A 23,079-nucleotide genomic window follows, 5' to 3' on the forward strand; every position below is an offset into this window, starting at 1 on the left:
GCGATCAGCATTCGATAATGTTGACCGCCAGACCGCCGCGGGCGGTCTCCTTGTATTTGCTTTTCATGTCGGCGCCGGTCTGGCGCATGGTGCGGATGACCTTGTCGAGGGAGACGAAGTGCTGACCGTCGCCACGCATCGCCATGCGCACCGCGTTGATGGCTTTCACCGAGCCCATCGCATTGCGTTCGATGCACGGCACCTGCACCAGCCCGCCAATCGGGTCGCAGGTCAGGCCGAGGTTGTGTTCCATGCCGATTTCCGCGGCGTTTTCGACTTGCTGCACGGTGCCGCCGAGCACTTCGCAGAGTGCGCCAGCCGCCATCGAACAGGCGACGCCGACCTCGCCCTGGCAACCGACTTCGGCGCCTGAGATCGAAGCATTTTCCTTGTACAGAATGCCGATCGCCGCCGCAGTCAGCAGAAAACGCACCACGCCGTCGTCACTCGCGCCGGGAATAAAACGCATGTAGTAATGCAGTACCGCCGGAACAATCCCCGCTGCACCGTTGGTGGGTGCGGTGACCACGCGGCCGCCATTGGCGTTTTCTTCGTTGACGGCGAGCGCGTAAAGATTGACCCAGTCGAGTACCGACAAGGGATCGCGCAACGCCGATTCCGGGTTCTTGCACAGTTGCCGGTGCAGCGCCGCCGCACGGCGCTTGACCTTCAGTCCGCCCGGCAGGATGCCTTCGTTACGGCAACCGGCTGCGACGCAATCCTGCATCACCTGCCAGATCTTCAGCAGGCCGGCGCGGGTTTCCGCCTCCGGTCGCCAGGCGCTCTCGTTGGTGAGCATCACCTGGCTGATCGACAGGCCATAAGTGCTGCAATGCGCGAGCAAGTCCTTGGCACTTTTGAACGGGAAGGTCAGTGGCGTTGCGTCTTCGACGATGCGATCGGCACCGGCCGCGTCCTCGTCGACCACGAACCCGCCGCCGACCGAGTAATACTCGCGGCTGCGAATCTGGATGCCAGCCGCATCGAAGGCACGGAAGATCATGCCGTTGGGGTGAAAGGCCAGCGGCTTGCGGATCATCGCCAGGTGCTCTTTCTCGTTGAACGCAATGCTGTGTTCGCCGAGCAGATTCAAGCGACCGCTGCCACGGATGTCCTGCAAGCGGGCGGCGACGGTTTCGGTATCAACGGTGTCGGGGTGCTCGCCTTCCAGGCCAAGCAACACGGCTTTGTCGCTGCCGTGCCCTTTGCCGGTGGCGCCCAGCGAACCGTACAGCTCGACGCGTACGCCGGCGGTCGCCGATAACAGATTTTCCCGCCGCAGACCTTCGACGAAACGCGCCGCAGCACGCATCGGGCCGACGGTGTGGGAGCTGGAGGGGCCGATGCCAATCTTGAACAGGTCGAACACGCTTAACGACATGAGTGGTTCTCCGGTTTCTTGTTATAGGGATTGGCGAAAGTCCGAAATCGGTTGCAGATCCCTTGTGGGAGCGAGCCTGCTCTCGAAAGCGCTGTGTCAGCCAACCTCTCATTAACTGACACTACGCTTTCGCGAGCAGGCTCGCTCCCACAGGGGGATCTGTGGTGTTGCAGAAATCGGGGCGATTAAAGCGCCCCTCATTCGTTTAAGCGTAGCTTTCGATCGATGGGCAGGCGCAGACCAGGTTGCGGTCGCCGAACACGTTGTCGACGCGGCCGACCGGTGGCCAGTATTTGCCTTCGATCAGCGACGCGACCGGGTAGACGGCTTGCTCGCGGCTGTACGGGTGGGTCCACTCGCCGACCAGTTCCGCGGCAGTGTGCGGAGCGTTCTTCAGCGGGTTGTCTTCCTTGTCCAGCGTGCCGTTTTCCACCGCGCGGATTTCTTCGCGGATGCGGATCATTGCGTCGCAGAAGCGATCCAGCTCTTCTCGGGATTCACTTTCTGTCGGCTCGATCATCAGCGTACCCGCCACCGGGAACGACATGGTCGGTGCGTGGAAACCGAAGTCGATCAGGCGCTTGGCAACGTCATCGACGCTGATACCGCTGCTGTCTTTCAAAGGGCGCAGGTCGAGGATGCATTCGTGCGCCACCAGACCGTTGCTGCCGGTGTAGAGCACTGGGTAGTGCTCTTCCAGACGACGGGAAATGTAGTTGGCGTTGAGGATCGCCAGTTGCGAAGCGCGTTTCAGACCAGCGCCGCCCATCATGCGGATGTACATCCAGGTGATTGGCAGAATGCTTGCGCTGCCGAACGGCGCTGCGCAGACCGCGCCCTCTTTGCGTTCCATCTGAGCGTGGCCCGGGAGGAACGGTGCCAGGTGCGACTTGACGCCGATCGGGCCGACGCCCGGGCCGCCACCGCCATGGGGAATGCAGAAAGTCTTGTGCAGGTTCAGGTGCGAGACGTCGCCGCCGAATTTGCCCGGTGCGCAGAGGCCGACCATCGCGTTCATGTTGGCGCCGTCAATGTACACCTGGCCGCCGTTGTCATGAATGATCGCGCAGATTTCGCGGATGCCTTCCTCGAACACGCCGTGGGTCGACGGGTAGGTGATCATCAGCGCGGCGAGGTGATCGCGGTGCTCAAGGGCCTTGGCGCGCAGGTCTTCGATGTCGACGTTGCCGCGAGCGTCGCAGGCGGTCACAACCACGCGCATGCCGGCCATCTGGGCGGTGGCCGGGTTGGTGCCGTGAGCGGACGACGGGATCAGGCAGATGTCGCGGCGCTCATCGCCACGGCTCTGGTGGTAGGCGCGGATGGCCAGCAGACCGGCGTATTCACCTTGCGAACCGGCGTTCGGTTGCAGCGAGATGGAGTCGTAACCGGTGGCGGCGCAGAGCATCGCTTCCAGCTCATCGGTCAGTTGCTGATAGCCAGCGCTCTGGGCGGCTGGGGCGAATGGGTGCAGGGCGCCGAACTCGGCCCAGGTGACCGGGATCATTTCGCTGGCGGCGTTGAGCTTCATGGTGCACGAGCCCAGCGGGATCATGGTGCGATCCAGCGCCAGGTCCTTGTCGGCCAGTTTGCGCAGGTAGCGCATCAGCTCGGTTTCCGAGTGATAACGGTTGAACACCGGGTGGCTGAGGATCGGCGACTGACGCACCAGCGCGGACGGGATGGTGCTTTGCGTCGAAGCGGCGAGGGCCGCGAACTCCGGCAGCGTCTTGCCGTCGGCGAACAGGCCCCACAGGGTTTCGATATCAGCCTGCGTGGTGGTTTCGTCCACCGACAGGCCTACGCGCTGAGCGTCGACGACACGCAGGTTGATCTGTTGCGCGTGCGCCTTGTCGTGCAGCGCAGCGGTTTGCGTGCCGGTGGCCAGCGTCAGGGTGTCGAAGAAGCTTTGCTGCTCGACTTGCAAGCCCAGTGCGCTGAGGCCTTTGGCCAGAATCGCGGTCAGGTGATGCACGCGGTTGGCGATCTGCGTCAGGCCTTTCGGGCCGTGGTAGACGGCGTACATGCTGGCGATGTTGGCCAGCAGCACCTGCGCGGTGCAGATGTTCGACGTCGCTTTCTCGCGGCGGATGTGTTGCTCGCGGGTCTGCATCGCCAGACGCAGGGCCGGCTTGCCAAAGCGGTCAACCGACACGCCGACCAGTCGGCCTGGCATGTCACGCTTGAACGCATCTTTGGTAGAAAAGTACGCCGCGTGCGGCCCACCGAAGCCCAGCGGCACGCCGAAGCGTTGCGCGCTGCCGATCGCTACGTCGGCACCGAACTCGCCCGGCGCGGTCAGCAGGGTCAGGGCCAACAGGTCAGCGGCCACCGCCACCAGAGCATTGGCGGCGTGGAAGCGTTCGGTCAGCTCGCGGTAGTCGAACAGGTCGCCATTGCTGGCCGGGTATTGCAGCAGCGCGCCGAAGAACGGCGTTACGTCAGTCAGTTCACGTTCATCGCCCACGACCACGTCGATGCCCAACGGCTCGGCACGGGTGCGCAGCACGTCGAGGGTTTGCGGGTGGCTGTGGATCGAGGCGAAGAAGGCGTGGCTGCCCTTGTTCTTGCTCAGGCGTTTGCAGAACGTCATGGCTTCGGCAGCGGCGGTGGCTTCGTCCAGCAGCGAGGCGTTGGCGATTGGCAGGCCGGTGAGGTCGCTGATCAGGGTCTGGAAGTTCAGCAGTGCTTCGAGACGGCCTTGGGAAATCTCTGGCTGGTACGGGGTGTATGCGGTGTACCAGGCCGGGTTTTCCAGCAGGTTGCGCAGGATCGGCGACGGCGTGTGGCAGTTGTAGTAGCCCTGGCCAATGTAGGTCTTGAACAGTTGGTTCTTGCCGGCGATGGATTTGATCATCGCCAGGGCGTCGGCTTCGCTCAGGCCGTCGTCCATGCCGAGCACGCTGGTGCCCTTGATGCTTTCCGGGATGACGCTGGCGCTCAGGGCTTCGAGCGAGTCGAAACCGAGGCTGTTGAGCATGGCTTGCTCGTCTTCGGCACGCGGGCCGATATGACGGGCAATGAATTCGTTGGCGGTACCAAGGTTTACTTGTGTCATGTCGGCGCTCCTCAGGCTTCGGCTTGGGCTTTGATCAGACGGTCGTAAGCGTCCTGATCGAGCAGTTTGGCGACTGCCGAAGCGTCGCTTGGCTGGAAGCGGAAGAACCAGCCTTCGCCCAGCGGATCTTCGTTGACCAGCTCCGGGCTGTCTTCCAGCGCCGGGTTGATTGCCAGCACTTCGCCGTCGAGCGGCATGTACACGCCGCTGGCAGCTTTGACCGATTCCACGGTGGCCGCTTCGGCACCCTTGTCGTAGGCCTGCAATTCAGGCAGTTGCACGAAAACCACGTCGCCCAGGGCGTTCTGCGCGAACGCGGTGATGCCGACAGTGACACTGCCGTCAGCTTCGGTGCGCAGCCATTCGTGGTCTTCAGTAAAACGCAACTCGCTCATGGAAACTCCTCTGGGGCCAGACTCGTCTGGTGGACGCGGTGGAAAGCTTGGGGCGGGGAAGCCCATTATCGATGAGGAATCAATTAGCAAGAATGCGGCCAAGGTTGATTTGTCCATGTGAATCAATGGCTTGCTTGTTTTTGGTAAATGTTGGGAGGGTGGTGTTGTAGCGAAATCGCTACAGCCCGGTCCGGGGAAAAAAGCTTAGGCGGATCAGAGCCTTGCAGTGCGGTGCTCGACGGAGGCTGTAGCGATATCGTTCCGCTGTAGCGCTTTCGATACGAGTAGAGGTCGCTTTCAGACGGGCGATATCATCCCCGAAATGAAAACCCAGGGGATTTGTGGGGGATTCAGAGCTTGTTGGGAATGCCGTACTTGCGCAGTCGGTGGGCGATTGCCGTGTGCGAGGTTTGCAACCGGCTGGCCAGTTGGCGGGTCGAGGGGTAGCTGACGTAGAGTTTTTCCAGCAGCGATTTCTCGAAGCACTCGACGGCCTGTTCGAGGCTGTCGACATCGCTGTCGGCCTGCCGCGCAACGGAGGTGCCGGCGATGTCGAGATCGCCGATGTCGACCAGGCTGCTCTCGCAAATCGCCGCCGCCCGAAAGATCACGTTCTGCAATTGCCGCACGTTGCCGGGCCAGCGGTTGCCGAGCAGCGCCGGATAAGTCCCCGGTGCGAGGCGACAGACCGGGCGCTGAATCTGCGCGCAGGCCTGCTGCATGAAATAACGCGCCAGCAGCAGAATGTCCTGACCGCGCTCGCGCAGCGGCGGCACTTCCACGTTGAGCACGTTGAGGCGATAGAACAGGTCTTCGCGGAACAGGCCTTCGCTGACCATTTTTTCCAGATCACGGTGGGTCGCGCTGAGGATGCGCACGTTGACCTTGACCTCACGATCACCGCCGACCCGACGGAAGCTGCCGTCATTCAGGAAACGCAGAAGTTTGGCCTGCAGATAGGGCGACATTTCACCGATCTCATCGAGAAACACCGTGCCCTGGTTGGCCAGTTCCATCAGCCCCGGTTTGCCACCGCGTGCGGCGCCAGTGAAGGCGCCGGGGGCGTAACCGAACAGTTCGCTCTCGGCGAGGTTCTCCGGCAGGGCGGCGCAGTTCAGCGCAAGAAACGGTGCGCTATGGCGAGCGCTGATAGCGTGACAGGCGCGGGCGACCAGTTCTTTACCGGTGCCGGTTTCGCCCTGAATCAAGAGGGGCGCATCGAGGGCCGCGACCCTTTGCGCACGGGCCTTGAGCGTGCGGATCGCCGGGGATTCGCCGAGCAGCGCATCGAAGCCTTCGGCGTGGTCATGGTGCAGCGCCGAGAGTTGCTCGCCGATGCGGTTCGGCTGATACAAGGTCAGCAGGGCGCCGGCATCGGTAATCGGCGTGGCGTCGAGCAACAGGGTCTGGCCGTTGACAGTGATTTCGCGCAGCGGCAGGCGGAAGCCTTGTTCGAGCAGCGTGTCGAGCAGGCCGGGATCGTTGAACAGTGCCGAGACACTTTCACCCGCCGGCTCGCGACCGTACAACGCGATCAGCGCCGGGTTGGCCAGCAGCACCTTGCCAGCGCTGTCGAGGGCCAATACCGGGTCGGTCATCGCCGCGAGCAGGGCATCGAGCTGCAAGTGCCGACGCTGTCCAGGGAGAATGTCGACGACCGTGACGGCCTCCACACCGCGCACGCGAAACAGCGCATCTTTCAGTTCTTCGAGCACTTGCGGGCTCAGGGTCGGCGCGTCGATGTAGACGTTCGGCGGGATCATCTCCACCGCATCCAGATTGAGGTTGCGCCCACCGAGAATGGCCAGTACTTCCTGGGTGATGCCGACGCGGTCGATGAAGCTGACGTGGATACGCATGGGGCCGGTTCAGTGTTTTGCAGTGCGGAGGGTGGCAAGTATGCCTTGGGGCGGGACAATGGTGAAATCCACGACGATTTTCGGCTGATCGTTCCCACGCTCTGCGTGGGAATGCCGCCACGGACGCTCCGCGTCTGCTGTGACGCGGAGCGTCACGGGATGCATTCCCACGCGGAGCGTGGGAACGATCATTGTGGTGGACTTGTAGTTATTCGAAACGCTCCAGATTGACCGGATCCCCGGAGTGCATATTCAACTTTTGCCGGATGTCTTCAAACATCAAATCGTAATGCTTGTGCACCGAGCCGATCTGGCTGTGCGCCTTCGGAATTCCGTACTGCTCGGCAATCCGGGTCACATCGCGCGCGAAGTTGTAGGCCTCTTCCTTCGGCAGAAAAAACGTCTCCTTCATGTCCTTGCCCTGCATGCTGCCATGCAAGGTGAATTGAATGCCTTTGCCTTTCTGCGGATCGGTGAACACTTCGTAGTCGAGGCTGACGTTGTAATTGACGTCATCATCCGTCAGCGCGTGCCGCTCGATGTGCAAATGACCAGGTTCGAACTGAGCCATTGAGATACTCCTTCAAGGCATGGGAGCGGGGCAGGCTTTGGCCCGCCCGGCAATTATTGTTATCGGTAGCTGATACCCGGTTTCGCTGTGCTGACCCGCGTACCGGCGGTGCCCTGCACGATCGCTTCGATATCGGCCAGCGAACCGATCACCGCGACCTTGCCAGTATGGCGCGCGAATTCGCAGGCTGCCTGTACCTTCGGTCCCATCGACCCGGCGGCAAAGCCGAGGCGTTCGAGTTCGTCCGGGTGAGCCTCGGCGATGGCTTTCTGGGTGGGTTTGCCGAAGTCGATGAACGCCGCATTGACGTCCGTGGCGATCACCAGCAAGTCCGCTTCCAGCTGTTGCGCCAGCAGCGAGGAGCACAAATCCTTGTCGATTACCGCCTCGACGCCTTTGAGATTGCGCTGCTCGTCATACATTGTCGGAATGCCACCGCCACCCGCACAAATCACAATGCTGCCTTTGTCCAGCAGCCACTTGATCGGGCGGATTTCGAAGATGCGTTTTGGTCGCGGGCTGGCGACCACACGGCGGAACTTGTCACCGTCCGGGGCGATTGCCCAGCCTTTTTCCGTGGCGAGTTTTTCCGCTTCGGCCTTGTCGTAGACCGGGCCGATCGGTTTGGTCGGGTTCTTGAAAGCCGGGTCGTTGGCGTCGACTTCAACCTGGGTGAGGAGGGTGGCGAACGGCACTTCGAAGTCCAGCAGGTTGCCCAGTTCCTGCTCGATGATGTAGCCGATCATGCCCTCGGTTTCGGCGCCGAGCACGTCCAGCGGGTAGGGGCTGACGGAGGTGTAGGCCGCCGCTTGCAGCGACAACAGGCCGACTTGCGGGCCGTTGCCGTGGGCGATGACCAGTTGGTTGCCGGGATGGATCTTGGCGATTTGCTCGGTGGCGATGCGGATGTTGGCGCGCTGATTGTCAGCGGTCATCGGCTCACCACGGCGGAGCAGGGCGTTACCGCCCAGGGCTACGACGATACGCATAATGCATGTCCTTCTAAGCAGAGGAATGGCAAACAGCTGTTGGAACAGAGAACTTTGTGGGAGCGAGCCTGCTCGCGAATACGGTATTTCATTCAACGGTGATGTTGTCTGATCTGACGCTTTCGCGAGCAGGCTCGCTCCCACATTTTGGTTCTGTCCCTTCAGCTAGAGCGCAGTGACGTTTACAAATCAGCCAGTGTCGACACCAGAATCGCCTTGATGGTGTGCATGCGGTTCTCCGCTTGCTCGAAGGCGATGCAGGCCGGCGATTCGAACACGTCGTCGGTGACTTCGATGCCGTTGGCCAGGTGCGGATACTGCTCGGCGATCTGTTTGCCGACCTTGGTGTCGCTGTTGTGGAACGCCGGCAGGCAGTGCATGAACTTGGTGCGTGGGTTGCCGGTGGCTTTCATCAGCTCGGCGTTGACCTGATATGGCAGCAGTTGCTGGATACGCTCGGCCCAGGCTTCCACCGGTTCACCCATCGACACCCAGACGTCGGTGTGAATGAAATCGACGCCCTTGACCGCCGCTTTCGGGTCTTCGGTCAGGGTGATGCGCGCGCCGCTTTCCTCACCGTATTTTTTGCACCGCTCAACCAGATCGTCCAGCGGCCACAGGGCTTTCGGCGCGCAGATGCGCACGTCCATGCCGAGTTTGGCGCCGATCAGCAGCAAAGAATTACCCATGTTGTTGCGCGCGTCACCGAGGTAGGCGTAGCTGATCTCGTGGATCGGCTTGTCGGCGTGTTCACGCATCGTCAGCACGTCGGCGATCATTTGCGTCGGGTGATATTCGTCGGTCAGACCATTGAACACCGGCACGCCGGCAAACTTGGCGAGCTCTTCGACGATTTCCTGCTTGAAGCCACGGTACTCGATGGCGTCGTACATGCGACCCAGCACTCGGGCTGTGTCCTTCATGCTTTCCTTGTGGCCGATCTGTGAGGAATTGGGGTCGATGTAGGTGACGTTGGCACCCTGGTCATAAGCCGCCACTTCGAAGGCGCAGCGGGTGCGGGTCGAGGTTTTCTCGAAGATCAGGGCGATGTTGTTGCCCTTGAGGTGCTGTTGCTCGGTGCCGGTGTATTTCGCGCGTTTGAGGTCGCGGGACAGGTCTAGCAGGTAACGCAGCTCACGTGGGGTGTGGTGTTCCAGGCTGAGCAGGTTACGGTTATGAATGTTAAAAGCCATGATGGATCTCCTTCGGTGTCGGTTATCCCCCTGGCCGCACTGGGTAAGCGCCGGCCAGGGCTCAGAGGTTTAGTAATCGATTGGGTCACGCACGATCGGGCAGGTCATGCAGTGGCCGCCGCCACGGCCACGGCCGAGTTCGCCGGCGCTGATGGTGATGACTTCCACACCGGCCTTGCGCAGCAGGGTGTTGGTGTAGGTGTTGCGGTCGTAGCCGATGACCACGCCGGGTTCCAGCGCCACCACGTTGTTGCCGTCGTCCCACTGCTCGCGTTCGGCGGCGAAGCTGTTGCCGCCGGTTTCCACCACGCGCAGCGCCGGCAGGTTGAGGGCTTTGGCGACGGTGTCGAGGAAGCTGCCTTCTTCGCGGCGGATATCGATGCCGCCCTGTTTGCTTTCGTCAGGGTGCAGCGTGAACGCGACAATCTGGTTGACCACTTCGGGGAAGACCGTCACCAGGTCGCGGTCGCAGAAGCTGAACACGGTGTCCAGGTGCATCGCCGCGCGGGATTTCGGCAGGCCGGCGACGATGACTTTTTCCACGGCCTTGTTCTTGAACAGGTTCAGCGCCAGTTGGCCGATGGCCTGGCGCGAGGTGCGCTCGCCCATGCCGATCAGCACCACGCCGTTGCCCACCGGCATCACGTCGCCGCCCTCCAGGGTTGAGCTGCCGTGATCCTTGTCCGGGTCGCCGTACCAGATTTCGAACTCGGCGTTGGTGAACTGCGGATGGAATTTGTAGATGGCGGTGGTCAGCAAGGTTTCCTGACGGCGCGCCGGCCAGTACATCGGGTTCAGCGTCACGCCGCCGTAGATCCAGCACGTGGTGTCGCGGGTGAACTGGGTGTTCGGCAGCGGCGGCAGAATGAAGCTGGAGTGGCCGAGGAAGTCGCGGAACATCTGGATGGTCTTGCCGCCGAAGCTGTCCGGCAAGTCATCGGCGGAGACTCCGCCGATCAGGTACTCGGCGATGTGCCGTGGTTCCAGGCTGCGCAGCCAGGCTTTCACTTCGCTGATCAGGCCCAGGCCCACCGAGTCGGCGGTGACCTTGCGATCCAGAATCCAGTCCAGCGCCTCAGGGATGGCAACGATGTCGGTCAGCAGGTTGTGCATTTCCAGCACATCGATCCCGCGTTCGCGCATCTTGGTCACAAAGTCGAAATGGTCGCGCTTGGCTTGGGCGACCCACAGCACATCGTCGAACAGCAGTTCGTCGCAGTTGTTCGGGGTCAGCCGCTGGTGGGCCAGACCTGGGGAGCAAACCATGACTTTGTGCAGTTTCCCGGCTTCGGAATGGACGCCGTACTTAACTTTTTCCGTGGTCATTGCAGTGATCCTCCAGAGATAAAACGTCAGGCAGTTACAAGGTCAGGAAGCCGTCGTAGAGACCGTAGGCTGCCACCAGGGCGCCGACGACCACTGCGGCGAAAATCAGCTTCTCGACGTGGGTGAAAATCGGTTGTTTGAGTTCCAGCTTGGCTTTGGCGAACAGGATCGCGCCGGGCGCATAGAGCAGGGCCGAGAGCAGCAGGTACTTCACGCCGCCGGCATACAGCAGCCACACCGCGTAGATCAAAGCGATGCCACCGATGATCAGATCCTTGCGCCGCTCGGCGGCAAAGCCTTCGTAGCTCTCGCCGCGCACCGCCAGCAGCAGGGCGTAGGCCGCCGACCACAGGTACGGCACCAGAATCATCGAAGTGGCGAGGTAGATCAGCGACAGGTAAGTACTGGCCGAGAACAGGGTGATGATCAGGAAAATCTGCACCATCGCGTTGGTCAGCCACAGGGCGTTGACCGGTACGTGGTTGGCGTTTTCCTTGCGCAGGAACTCCGGCATGGTGTGGTCTTTGGCGGCGGCGAACATGATCTCCGCACACAACAACACCCACGAAAGCAGCGCCCCAAGCAGCGAGATGATCAGACCGACGCTGATCAACACCGCGCCCCAGTGACCGACCACATGCTCCAGCACGGCGGCCATCGACGGGTTCTGCAGTTTGGCCAGTTCCGGCTGAGTCATGATGCCCAGCGACAGCACATTCACCAGCACCAGAAACAGCAGCACCGTGATAAAGCCGATCACGGTGGCTTTACCGACGTCCGAGCGTTTCTCGGCGCGAGCGGAGAAAATGCTCGCACCTTCGATGCCGATGAACACCCAAACGGTGACCAGCATCATGTTGCGCACCTGGTTCATCACACTGCCCAGGTCGGGGTTTTTCAGGCCCCAGATGTCGGCGGTGAAGATGTCCAGTTTGAAGGCGAAAATCGCGATCAGGACGAACAGCAGCAGCGGCACGACCTTGGCGACCGTGGTCACCAGGTTGATGAACGCCGCTTCCTTGATCCCGCGCAGCACCAGAAAGTGCACGGCCCACAGCAGCACAGAGGCGCCGATCACGGCCGCCGGCGTATTACCCTCGCCGAATATCGGAAAGAAATAACCAAGGGTGCTGAACAGCAGAACGAAGTAACCGACGTTGCCCAGCCAGGCGCTGATCCAGTAACCCCAGGCGGACGAGAAACCCATGTAATCGCCGAATCCGGCCTTGGCATAGGCGTAGACACCGCCGTCCAGATCAGGCTTGCGATTGGCGAGGGTCTGGAAGACGAAAGCGAGGGTGAGCATGCCAACGGCGGTAATGGCCCAGCCGATCAGCACTGCACCGACGTCGGCGCTGGCGGCCATGTTTTGTGGCAGGGAAAATATCCCGCCACCGATCATCGAACCGACTACCAATGCAACCAGTGCACCGAGTCTTAGTTTTCCGGGCGCTTCAGACATTGCAGTACTCCATTGCAGGAGAGAAGAGTTCACAGCGTAGATCTGTTGTCTGTTCGAAGAGCTGACATAGATCAGTGCATAGGCACATTCCATTGTTAATGAATGACTTATGAAGCACTCGGTGGCATAAACCTTTCGTCTGGAAAGGCCGTCCCAGAGGCCTTTATAAGGTTTTAGGTGCGTGGATCCCAATACGTTCGAATTATCACGCTAGTTTCTTTTCAGGCTTTGGCAAATTTTTCGACGCTGTTTCCAGTACAGAATTTATTAATTAGGATCAGCGCACAAAACCGTCTTAACGTGCTGGGCATTAGCATTGATCGCTATATATAAGATGATTGTTACGGCGTTATTTAATGAACGTATCGGCGCGCATTCATTCAACTAATTTTGCTGGGCCGCCTATCCTCTAGCGGGTTTGGTTCAGGCGTTGAGTATTCATTGACCGGGAAAGGGAGAATGGAATGTCGCAACCGACGCAAAAGCTGCGCCTTGGCGCGTTGATCGCTCTGGTGGTGGGGTCGATGATCGGCGGCGGGATTTTTTCGCTGCCGCAGAACATGGCGGCGCGGGCCGATGCCGGGGCAATCCTGATCGGCTGGGGCATCACGGCGATTGGCATGCTGACCCTGGCGTTCGTGTTTCAGACTCTGGCCAATCGCAAGCCAGAGCTGGACTCGGGCGTGTATGCCTACGCCAAGGCCGGGTTCGGTGACTACATGGGGTTCTCGTCGGCCTGGGGTTACTGGATCAGCGCCTGGCTGGGCAACGTCGGTTATTTCGTTCTGCTGTTCAGCACCCTCGGCTATTTCTTTCCGGTGTTCGGCCAGGGCAATACGCCGATTGCGATCGGCTGTGCGTCGCTACTGCTGTGGGCCGTGCACTTTCTGGTGATGCGCGGCATCAAGGAGGCGGCGTCCATCAACCAGGTCACCACCGTGGCCAAGATCGTGCCGCTGGTCATGTTCATCGTTATCGCGGCAGTGGCGTTCAAGGCTGACATTTTCACCCGCGACATCTGGGGCCGCAGCAACCCGAGTTTCGGCGGGGTGATGGATCAGGTGCGCAACATGATGCTGGTGACGGTGTTCGTGTTCATCGGCATCGAAGGGGCGAGCGTGTACTCGGCCCGGGCGGAAAAGCGCAGCGATGTCGGCCGCGCCACGGTGATCGGCTTTATCGGCGTGCTGGCGCTGCTGGTGCTGGTCAATGTGTTGTCGCTGGGGATTATGAGCCAGCCGGAACTGGCCAAACTGCAAAACCCGTCGCTGGCGGCGGTGCTGGAGCACATTGTCGGGCCGTGGGGCGCGTTGCTGATCAGCATTGGCCTGGCGATTTCCCTGCTCGGGGCGTTGCTGTCATGGGCGCTGTTGTGCGCGGAAATCCTCTTTGCCACGGCCAGGGACAAAACCATGCCGGCGTTCCTGAAGAAGGAAAACAAAAACCATGTACCGGTGAATGCGTTGTGGCTGACCAACGTGATGATCCAGATTTTTCTGTTGATCACGCTGTTTTCGGCGGGCACCTACACCAGCCTGATTTATCTGGCGTCGTCGATGATTCTGGTGCCGTACCTGTGGTCAGCGGCGTACGCCGTACTGTTGAGCGGGCGTGGCGAAACCTACGAAAACGCCTCCGCTGAACGCTCCAAGGATCTGCTGATCGGCGGCATCGCCCTGTGTTACGCGGTGTGGTTGCTGTACGCCGGGGGCGTGAAATATCTGCTGCTGTCAGCGCTGCTGTACGCACCGGGCGTGATCCTGTTTGCCAAGGCCAAACATGAGCAGGGCCAGCCGGTGTTTACCACGGTGGAGAAGGGGATTTTTGCTTGCGTGATTATTGGGGCGGGTCTGGCGGCATATGGGTTGTATAGCGGGGTGTTGTCGTTGTAATCGGACATTTGGGTCGGCAGGTCCGGCCTCTTCGCGAGCAGGCTCGCTCCCACCAAAGGCGCGCCGGATACAAGGCCAGTGTGGGAGCGAGCCTGCTCGCGAAGAGGCAGACGGTTCACCACTGTGCTCGGTACGATCCCAATTGCGTAGCCGGCAAATCCCACTGCAGCGGCGTGCCGCTGATTTTCAGCGGTGGCTGCAGACGATGCGCGGGGCCCCATGGCGTTTGCTCGATCAGGGTGTCTTGATCCTTTTCTTCCTCGGGGCGCAGTGTCTCGTCAGTGCCTGGCCCCTGATCAATCAACAGTTTCGCCGTGCGCGCCAGTGACAACCGGGCCGAGCCGCCTCGACCATTACTCAAGCGCTGCGTAAGCAGTTTGATCGCACTCGCCGCCATCAGATAACCCGTCGCATGATCCAGTGCCTGCACGGGCAGCGGCGTTGGTTTGTCTGCCTGCTTCCAGCGCTTCCCGGCGTCGGCGATGCCGCTGCTCATCTGTACCAGGCTGTCGAAGCCGCGCCGGTTCTGCCACGGACCGCTCCAGCCGTAGGCATTGAGGCAGACGTCGATCAGCCCCGGCGCCAGTTGTTGCCGGCGCTCAGCGCCGAAACCGAGCCCTTCCAGCGCACCGGCGCGATAGCCATGCAGCAGGATGTCGGCCTCCTTCAACAGCTTTTCGAACACTGCGCGATCCGCCGGAGCGTGCAGATCCAGCCGCGCACAACGTTTGCCGAGCGTCATGTCGGGGACCACGCCGGGCTCATTCCAGGTCGGCGGATCGATGCGTAGCACCTCAGCGCCAAGGCCTGCGAGAAAACGACTGGCCGTGGGACCGGCGATCACTCGCGTCAGATCCAGCACTTTGATCCCGGCCAACGGTTGCGCAATCGTGCCTCGCCATGCGTGGGTGCTCTCGTCTTTCCGATCAGAGTAATGGACCAGCGGCTCGGCATTCACCGCCAGGCCTTGCGGATGGTTTTGCCACTGCGCCCAGCTGCGCATTTGCGCGGCGCAGCCCTTGGCGTCGACCACGGCTTGCTCCAGCTCAGAGCCGGACCATTGCAAAACTTTGGCCGCCATCGCAGCGCGGTCGGCGCAGGCACCGAGCACGCGTTCAGCGGCGGCGCGGTGATGCGGGGCGTTGGTGTGCAAGCGGATCCAGCCGTCCCGGGTCGCATAATCGCCGGCGACCGCATCCCATAGCGGCGGCACCCGCCAGCCGATCGGGCGGATTGAAGTGCCGAACCAGAACGAAGCCAGACGACGGTCGACTTCCACGGTGGGCAAATGACCGGTCTGTTGACTAAGCAGCTCGCTGACGGCTTGGCCCGCAGCGCCAATGCTGGCGCAGGCCAGATCAGTGACGGCAAATGCCGAGGGCAGGGCGCCCTGGGCTGCGAACGAAATCGGTGTAGGCGGCAAGCCGAGTGCGGCTTGAATGGACGTGAGCAAATCAGTCATCGAAGGCCCTCCGGAGCGAGAGGGCGATGATAGTGCAAAAGAATGCCGGGATAGATGAAACCCCCGGGATGTGAACCCGTTTCAACTGTGGGAGCGAGCCTGCTCGCGAAGGCGGAGCGTCAGTCAACAATGATGTTGCATATGACGGCCTCTTCGCGAGCAGGCTCGCTCCCACAGGGATTCTTGTCGGGTTATTACACGCGGAACTGGTCCATCAACTTCATCTGCTGGCTCGCCAGGCTGTTGAGCTGGCTGCTGATCGCTGCCGACTCGGTGGCTTGCCCGGTCAGGGTTTCGGTCACGGTACGGATCGCCGAGACGTTGCGGTTGACCTCTTCGGCCACCGCGCTTTGCTGCTCGGCGGCGCTGGCGATTTGCAGGTTCATGTCGCTGATCACGGTGACCGCGTCGCTGATCTTGCCCAGCGCATCGACCGCCTGACGGATCTGCCCGGCGTTGTTGTGCGCCTGGGTCTGGCTCGAATGCATGGTCGCGACCACGCCACGGGTGCCGGTCTGGATGCGCTCGATAACGATGCGAATTTCTTCCACCGAATCCTGTGTGCGTTTGGCCAGGTTGCGCACTTCATCGGCGACCACGGCAAAACCCCGGCCGCTCTCACCGGCGCGGGCGGCTTCGATGGCTGCGTTGAGCGCCAGCAGATTGGTCTGTTCGGCGATGCTGCGAATCACTTCCAGCACTGACCCGATCTGCTCGCTGTTAACCGCCAGCGCTTCGACTTCGGTCACGGCTTTGCTGACTTCATCGGCCAGGTCATTGATATCGCGGGTACTGCGTTCGATGATCGCCATGCCGTCCTTCGCCGACTGATCGGCACCCTTGGCCGCATTGGCCGCGTTCGAGGCGCTGTTGGCAACGTCATGGGCAGTGGCGCTCATTTCGTTCGACGCCGTGGCGACCTGATCGATTTCGCGGAACTGCACCTGCATGCCTTCGCTGGTCTGGCGCGCAATTTCCGAAGACTGGTCAGCGGTGCCGCGTGCTTCGGTGATGCTCTGTTTGATCTGCGCGATGGTCGGTTGCAGCTTGTCGAGGAAACGGTTGAACCAGTTCACCAGTTCGCCGAGTTCATCCTTTTTGCCGTAGTTCAGGCGCTGGGTCAGATCGCCTTCGCCGCTGGCGATGTTCTTGAGCATCTCGGCCACGCTGTTGATCGGGCGAGTCACGCCCGACGCGGTGAGCCAGATCAGCAGCAGGCCGACCAAACCGGCGGCGACCGCCACCACCAGCGCAGTGATTACACCGGTGTGCTGTGCTTCATCAAGCACCGCTTGCAGCTTGACCGAATCGGCGAGCAGCACGTGTTTTGGCAAGTCGATCACCACACCCCAGGCGCGGGAGTTGCCAATCGGATCGACGGGGTAAACGGCGCGAATCAGCTCGCCCTGTTCGAGGATTTTCGCGGTGCCGCTGCCGACCAGTTGCAGGACATCCTTACCGTCGGCGCCGAGGGTGTCGCTGATTTTCTTGCCCACGCGTGTCGCGTCAGCGCTGTCGGCAGCGAGTACGCCGCTGCCTGAGACGATCAGCATGTGCCCGGCGTTGTTGAACAGGCTGCGTTGCGAATCCACGGCGGCGGCTTGCAGGGCATCGAGGGCGATGTCGACACCGACCACACCGATGGCTTTGCCGTCGATCATCAGCGGCACGGAAATGGTCGTCATGAGCATTTCCCTGCCACCGACGGTGTCCGCATACGGGTCAAGCAGGCAGGTGCGCTTGTTGTCGCGAGGGCAGGTGTACCAACTGTTGTACGGCGTGCCGCTGACGCTGAGGGTGGTTTTGGTCAGGTCATCTTCGACCATGACCGTGTTCAGCGAGGCGCCGCCGGCACGGCTCCAGTACGAAGCAAATCGTCCGACTTCATTGGACTGACGCGCGGCATCGTTGGTGAACTCGCTATCCTTGCCGTCGAGGGCATCAGGTTCGAACGCAAGCCAGATGCCCAGCACCTTATCGTTACGCTCGAACGCGGTTTTCAGGCTCTGGTTGATTTCCTCACGCACGGCACCGGCGTCCAGGGAGCGCTTGGCCGCCATCGTCTGCAGGTCCTTGACCTGATCAGCCAATGCGGTGACCACCAACAGGCTTTCGCCAAAGGTTTTCTGCACCCGCACCGCTTGCTCGGCGGCTTTGGCTTGCAGCAGGTTCTGCACGCTGGCGGTGAGCATTTTGCTGCTGGAGGCGCTGACCAGCTCATCGTTCTGGTTGGTCTGGTAGATATTCATGCCGACGATCAGCGCGACCACGCCGAGCAGGCACAGCCCGGACAGCAGAACGATTTTCAGGCGAATGGAGAGAGAAGCGAACATAGGGCGGTCTCGCGAAAGGAAGTCTGGGGGCTTGGGTATGAACTACCCGGTTCGCCAAATCCGTTCAGCGCCATTCATTTCTCATCGGCGTGGATCGAAACGGCATGAGGGGCATGCCGACGAACGGTTAGTGTTAAACGTTTGCGCAGGAGAAAGTGCCGAAAAGAGGATTAATTAAAGGGATGTGCGCTCAAATAGTCCGGGGCACTTTTATACAGGCAAGGATTCGGGGCGCGACCAGATCCACAAGTTGCCCAGGCCCATGCCCGCGATCGCCAGATAGATCGGCCAACCGTGATCGAGCATCACCAGCATCAGCGTCGCGCACAGCAACATGCTGGCCGTGGCGCTGACTTTGGCCTTGCGGGCAATGATCCCGCCGTTGCGCCAGTTGCGCAGAATCGGCCCGAACAGGCGATGGTTTTCCAGCCAGGCACTCAGGCGCGGCGAACTGCGGGTCGCGGCCCAGGCGGCGAGGAGGATGAACTCGGTGGTTGGCAAGCCGGGCACGACAACGGCAATCAGGCCGATGCCGAGGCTGACGTAGGCCAGCAGGCCGAACAGCAGGCGGGCGAGTTTGGAGTGGGCGGGTGAGGGCATGAGCTCAGCGGTGGCTTCTGAAGCGGAGTGGAGATCTTACAGGCTTGTGGTGATCACTGTGGGAGCGAGCCTGCTCGCGAAAGCGGTGGATCAGTCACATCGATGTTGAATGTGCTGCCGTCTTCGCGAGCAGGCTCGCTCCCACAAGGGATAAGTGTTGCTTCAGGCCACTTCGGCCTCCGTGGCATATGCCTGTTCCAGCAGCACGGTGAAGCGGTTGAATGCCTCCAGTGCGCCGCGCTCGACTTCGGCTTCTTCCTCGGCGCTGAATTCCAGCGAATCCAGCGTTTTCACAAAGCGCTTCCAGCCCTCGGCACGACCACCTTCCGGTTCGCCCAGGTGGCGCGCACCAAAGGTTTCGCTCAGGTCCAGAGCCACCGCGCGCTTGATCAGGAACGCTGCGCCGAGCTTCGAACCTTCCGACACGAAGATCCAGCCCAATGCGCGGGCCTTGCCTGGGTTTTTCACCGCGCCGGCCACCGCTGCCGGAACTTCGGTATCCAGATCGGCAAGGTCGGCCCTGGCCGCTTCGGCGCGGCAACGGGCCGGCAAGTCAGGAACGATCGCGCTCAGTTCAGCATCGTTGTACAGCTCGACGAGTTCCGACTGGAACAGGTATTGCGCCACCACAAAACGGGCGAAGCTGGCGCGGGTCTCGAATGGCGCGTGGGCCTTGACCAGCGCATCGAGCTTGCTGTGTGGCTCATGAGTTATCTGGTTCAGGCGTTGCGAACGCAGAGCTTTTGGCGAAGTGGTCATGCGGGTGTCCTTGATAAAAGAGGCGCTTGATAACGAGACGTACGGGCCGGCGCCGGACAGTAAAAAAACCTCACTGCACGGCGAATGAACACGCGCAGCGAGGCCTGCCGGATCAGATGTCCCAAATCAGGTTGATGGCGAAGTTACGCCCCGGTTGCGTCAGGCGATCAAGGTTGGCCGGTTGCGTCACCGACGCTTCGCCGACGCTGTCGTAACCGCGCACGTCGTCCCACAGCCAGTATTTCTTGTCGGTCAGGTTGTAAATGCCGCCGCTGACGGTCACGTCGTCGGTGACTTTGTAATAACCGGTCATATCGAGGATGCCGAAGCCCGGCGATTTGAACTGACTGCTGACGCCGTCCGGCGATTTGAAGTTGGTGTCATCGACGCGATCCTTTTTCTTCACCACAGTCCAGCTCAACAAGCCGCCGTAATGGTCCTGGTCGTAACCCAGGCCAAACACGCCGGTCAGCGGGTTGACGCTGTTAAGCGGCTCGCCGCTGTCGTTGTTGCGACCGTAGGCGTAGGCGATCGAGCCCTGGGTGTAGAGGCCTTGCGGCGCGCCGAAGGCATCCAGATTCAGCCGACCTTTGACTTCGGCGCCCTTGATGGTGGCGCGCTTGATGTTGTTCGACTGGAACGTAAGATCGCTGTAGCCGGGTTTAACGGCGTCCTCGTTGATGAAGTCGCGGTACTTGTTATAGAACACCGCCACATCGAACGAACCTTGCTCGAAGTTGCCGCGCAGGCCGGTCTCATAGCTTTTGCTTTTTTCCGGATCCAGATCCGGGTTCGGCGCCACGCTGTAGCCGCTGGTGTTGTTCTCGAAACGACCGTACAACGCTTTCGCGGTGGGAGTGCGGAAGCCCTCGGCGTACTGGCCGTACCAGGTGTAGTTGTCGTTGAAGGCGTAGGTCAGGCCGAATTTGGGCGAGACTTTATGCCACGTCTTGTTCTTGTCGCTGACCGTGCCCTGACCATCCGCCGCCACGGTGTTGAGGAATTCCTGAGTGATTTTCGGGTTGAGTCGCGTGTAGTCGTAGCGCAGGCCCGGCAAAAAGGTCCAATCATTCCAGCTGATCTGGTCCTGTGCGAACAGGCTATAGGTGTTGATGGTCGGGTCGGGAAAGTCGCTGGCTTTCTTCAATACGTCTGCCGTGCTGGTCGCGCCAATCGCCGTGCAGCCGCGACCGACCGCCAGACATTTGCCGTCGCCGCTGCGCGAGCCGGTGACCTTCTGCTGCTTGATCGTGGTGCCGTAAGTCAGCACATGGTCGGTGTCACCGATGGCGAAAGCCTTGTCCAGTTGAGCATCGAATACCCACTGCTTTTCCTCGTAAACAGTGTCGCGGGTGCGCAGCACTTTACGGGTCATGGGGTAGTAATACTCTTCGGTGCTCTGATCGGTTTTGGCGATCTGGTGGTTCAGGCTCCACTTCACGTTGTCGGCCAACAGGCTCTCGAGGGCGAAGTTGTGCTCGATGCCGAAACGTTCGCGAGTGATGGTGTCGTTGCCGGTGCGCCACTGGTACATGCCGCCGGGCAGCGCGCTGTTCGCAATGGTGGGCGCACCGTTGAAGTAAGGGCCGCCGTAGACGCTTTTCTGATCGGTGTCGCGGTCGTCCTTGTACTTTTCGTACGTCAGGCCCAGGCGCGAATCTTCGTTGTAGTTCCAGCCGAGCTTGGCCAGCACGTTGTGTGCCCGCACGTCTTCCGGGTTGGCGGCGGTGCGCTCAAGGCCGGTGCCGTTGTGGCCACCGAACGATTCGGTTTCATGCCCGTCGCGTTGGCTGTAATGCAGCAGACCGTCGAAATCACCGCTACGTCCGGCGAGGGTGGCGGACTTCAGCCAGCTGTCATCGGCGGAGCTGTAACCGCTTTTCAGACGTGCACCGACGTCCTTGCCCGGTTTGATGATGTCGTCGGCATCGAGGGTGTAATAGCTGACCGCGCCGCCGATGGCGTTGCTGCCGTAGAGCACCGAGGCCGGGCCACGGAGGATTTCCACGCGCTTGACGATTTCCGGGTCGACGTAATTGCGCTGGCTTTTGGCGTACGGGCCGTTGAAGAAACTGTTGGGGATTTCCACGCCATCGACCTGAGTCAGGATGCGATCACCGTCGATACCGCGAATATTGTAGCCGCTGATGCCGCCGCGCTGACCGGCACCGCCAACAGAAACACCCGGCTCGTAGCGCACCAGATCCTTGATGGTGTTGACGTTGTTGCGGTCCAGCCCCTCGCGGGTCTGCACGGTGACGGTGGCGGGCACGCTGTTGACTGACTGTTCCTGGCGAGTGGCGCTGATCGTCACCTGATCCAGGTTGAGGGTGCCGCTGCTGCTGCGCTTTTCCAGCACGACATTGTTGTTGCTCAGCTTGCGAAAGCTCAGGTTGGTCCCCACCAACAGGCGCTCGAGCGCTTTTTCCGGCGGCAGCGAGCCGCGCACGCCCGGCGACGAGACGCCCTGACCCAACTGGGCCGGCAAACCCACCTGCCAACCGGTCACGGCGGTAAAGGCGTTAAGTGCCGAGACCAACGGCTGCTGACTGATGGAAAACGAGTAGTCGCCCATGTTGCGCGCCGGTTGCTCGGTGGCAGCCATCACTGGTGCAGTGCCGGCCATCAGGATGGCAGCGGTCAGCAACGACAATACGCGGGAAGGGGAAGCAGTCTGGCGGGTAAGGCGTGAGGACATCGATAGCGCTCCGTGTCGCACGAATCTTTATAGGTGCAGACCCGCGTCCGAAGATGCGAATCAATTGCATTGGCTATAACGAGACGTACCGGCTTCGGCTATCGAGTAAAAATAATTCTCATTCAGTTCAGGATCACCAGTGCGGGGAATTCCTGCAGGCGGGCGGAGGTGATGTGCGCCAGAGAGCGCACCACGTCGAGCGGCTGATCGAGACGGTAATTGCCGGTGACGGCGACGTCGGCCAGTTGCTCGTTGTTGTTGATGATCCAGCCCGGATAGTAGCGGCGCAGCTCGGCCAGCACCTGATTCAGCGGGCAGTTCTCGAACACCAATCGGCCCTGAACCCAGGCCAGATCGGTGGCGGCGTCGAGTTTGGCGGGACGGCCAAAGCCGTTGGGCCCGATACGAATGCTTTCCCCGGCGCGCAGGCGAACGCGCGCATCGTTATGGGTGGCGCGCAGATCGACATCGCCGCGCTGCACGTTGACCTGTGCAACGCCGTCCAGATAACGCACGGCGAAGGCCGTATCGCGCACGCTGGCCTGGACCGGTCCGGCATCGATTTCCAGCGGTTGACTGCGATCGGAGGCCACCTCGAAAAACGCCTCGCCTTGGTACAACCGGGCAATGCGCTGTTGATCGTTGATGGTGCTGGAGAAGGCCGAGTTGGTGTTGAGCAGGACTTGCGAACCGTCCTCCAGTTGCAGGCGCTGACGTTCGCCGACCACGGTCAGATGATCGGCCTGAAGGCGCATTGGCAGATTGCTGAAGCTGAACAAACCGAGGATCAGCACGGCGGCGGTCGCCAAGGGTTTCCAGTGCGGGCGCAGGCGTTTGAGCAAGGACACTTTCGCGGATTTCGCCGCGAGGGCCTGCGCGCACGACGCGACGTGCGGGCCATCCCAGATCGCCTGGGCCTTGGCGAACGCTTCGGCATTCAGCGGATCAGCCGCCAGCCAGGCCTGAAACTGCCGGGCCTGCTCTTCGTCCGCGCTGCCGAGCACAATGAGCCAGTCCAGCGCCTGGTCCATTGCGTCTGCAGCGTGCCGCGCCGAATCGGGCGAAGGCGAGCGGTGGGTGTCCGTCACGGTGTTTCCTCGG

The 23,079-nt window shown here is 61.2% G+C and carries 16 protein-coding genes and 1 pseudogene; 1 reads left to right on the forward strand and 16 read right to left on the reverse strand.

Annotated elements, in window-relative coordinates; genetic code table 11:
* Positions 1–4: 4 nt before the first annotated feature.
* From HU727_RS07635 to arcD (HU727_RS07675), 9 genes are all read right to left on the reverse strand, one after another.
* Complete coding sequence (locus HU727_RS07635) at positions 5–1,381, reverse strand: L-serine ammonia-lyase (RefSeq protein WP_186529994.1); 1,377 nt, start codon at positions 1,379–1,381, stop codon at positions 5–7.
* A gap of 205 nt (positions 1,382–1,586) precedes the next feature.
* Positions 1,587–4,439: an aminomethyl-transferring glycine dehydrogenase gene (gene gcvP, locus HU727_RS07640; protein ID WP_186529992.1), complete on the reverse strand. Its 2,853-nt coding sequence runs from the start codon at positions 4,437–4,439 to the stop codon at positions 1,587–1,589.
* An 11-nt stretch (positions 4,440–4,450) separates the two neighbouring features.
* Positions 4,451–4,834 (reverse strand): glycine cleavage system protein GcvH, encoded by a 384-nt coding sequence (gene gcvH / locus HU727_RS07645; protein WP_186529990.1) that lies wholly within the window; start codon positions 4,832–4,834, stop codon positions 4,451–4,453.
* A 350-nt stretch (positions 4,835–5,184) separates the two neighbouring features.
* Complete coding sequence (gene gcsR / locus HU727_RS07650; RefSeq protein WP_186529988.1) at positions 5,185–6,693, reverse strand: transcriptional regulator GcsR; 1,509 nt, start codon at positions 6,691–6,693, stop codon at positions 5,185–5,187.
* A gap of 208 nt (positions 6,694–6,901) precedes the next feature.
* On the reverse strand, positions 6,902–7,264 hold the full coding sequence (locus HU727_RS07655; RefSeq protein ID WP_186529986.1) for a DUF5064 family protein: 363 nt from the start codon (positions 7,262–7,264) through the stop codon (positions 6,902–6,904).
* Positions 7,265–7,323: 59 nt separating this feature from the next.
* Positions 7,324–8,253, reverse strand: coding sequence for a carbamate kinase (arcC, locus tag HU727_RS07660; protein ID WP_186529984.1), 930 nt, complete (start codon positions 8,251–8,253; stop codon positions 7,324–7,326).
* 182 nt (positions 8,254–8,435) lie between these two features.
* Positions 8,436–9,446 (reverse strand): ornithine carbamoyltransferase, encoded by a 1,011-nt coding sequence (locus HU727_RS07665; protein ID WP_186529982.1) that lies wholly within the window; start codon positions 9,444–9,446, stop codon positions 8,436–8,438.
* A gap of 69 nt (positions 9,447–9,515) precedes the next feature.
* Positions 9,516–10,772, reverse strand: coding sequence for an arginine deiminase (gene arcA, locus HU727_RS07670; RefSeq protein WP_186529980.1), 1,257 nt, complete (start codon positions 10,770–10,772; stop codon positions 9,516–9,518).
* Positions 10,773–10,806: 34 nt separating this feature from the next.
* Positions 10,807–12,234: an arginine-ornithine antiporter gene (arcD, locus tag HU727_RS07675; protein ID WP_186529978.1), complete on the reverse strand. Its 1,428-nt coding sequence runs from the start codon at positions 12,232–12,234 to the stop codon at positions 10,807–10,809.
* A gap of 464 nt (positions 12,235–12,698) precedes the next feature.
* Between arcD (HU727_RS07675) and arcD (HU727_RS07680) the strand changes: the two genes are divergently transcribed.
* Positions 12,699–14,126 (forward strand): arginine-ornithine antiporter, encoded by a 1,428-nt coding sequence (gene arcD, locus HU727_RS07680; protein ID WP_186529976.1) that lies wholly within the window; start codon positions 12,699–12,701, stop codon positions 14,124–14,126.
* A 115-nt stretch (positions 14,127–14,241) separates the two neighbouring features.
* On the opposite strand, the gene HU727_RS07685 is transcribed toward arcD (HU727_RS07680), so the two are convergent.
* From HU727_RS07685 to HU727_RS07710, 7 genes and pseudogenes are all read right to left on the reverse strand, one after another.
* Positions 14,242–15,588, reverse strand: a complete 1,347-nt coding sequence (locus HU727_RS07685; protein WP_186529974.1) for a CoA transferase — start codon at positions 15,586–15,588, stop codon at positions 14,242–14,244.
* A 194-nt stretch (positions 15,589–15,782) separates the two neighbouring features.
* Positions 15,783–16,538, reverse strand: coding sequence for a methyl-accepting chemotaxis protein (locus HU727_RS26035; protein WP_437180379.1), 756 nt, complete (start codon positions 16,536–16,538; stop codon positions 15,783–15,785).
* A gap of 102 nt (positions 16,539–16,640) precedes the next feature.
* Positions 16,641–17,921, reverse strand: a pseudogene (locus HU727_RS26040) (methyl-accepting chemotaxis protein); the annotation flags it as partial.
* Between the two features lie 210 nt (positions 17,922–18,131).
* On the reverse strand, positions 18,132–18,521 hold the full coding sequence (locus HU727_RS07695) for a YbaN family protein (RefSeq protein ID WP_186529970.1): 390 nt from the start codon (positions 18,519–18,521) through the stop codon (positions 18,132–18,134).
* A gap of 162 nt (positions 18,522–18,683) precedes the next feature.
* Positions 18,684–19,280: a biliverdin-producing heme oxygenase gene (locus tag HU727_RS07700; RefSeq protein WP_186529968.1), complete on the reverse strand. Its 597-nt coding sequence runs from the start codon at positions 19,278–19,280 to the stop codon at positions 18,684–18,686.
* Positions 19,281–19,392: 112 nt separating this feature from the next.
* Positions 19,393–21,978: a TonB-dependent receptor gene (locus HU727_RS07705; RefSeq protein WP_186529966.1), complete on the reverse strand. Its 2,586-nt coding sequence runs from the start codon at positions 21,976–21,978 to the stop codon at positions 19,393–19,395.
* 122 nt (positions 21,979–22,100) lie between these two features.
* On the reverse strand, positions 22,101–23,066 hold the full coding sequence (locus HU727_RS07710) for a FecR family protein (protein ID WP_186529964.1): 966 nt from the start codon (positions 23,064–23,066) through the stop codon (positions 22,101–22,103).
* Positions 23,067–23,079: the final 13 nt, after the last annotated feature.

It is taken from the genome of Pseudomonas khorasanensis, from assembly GCF_014268505.2.
GTDB lineage: Bacteria > Pseudomonadota > Gammaproteobacteria > Pseudomonadales > Pseudomonadaceae > Aquipseudomonas > Aquipseudomonas khorasanensis.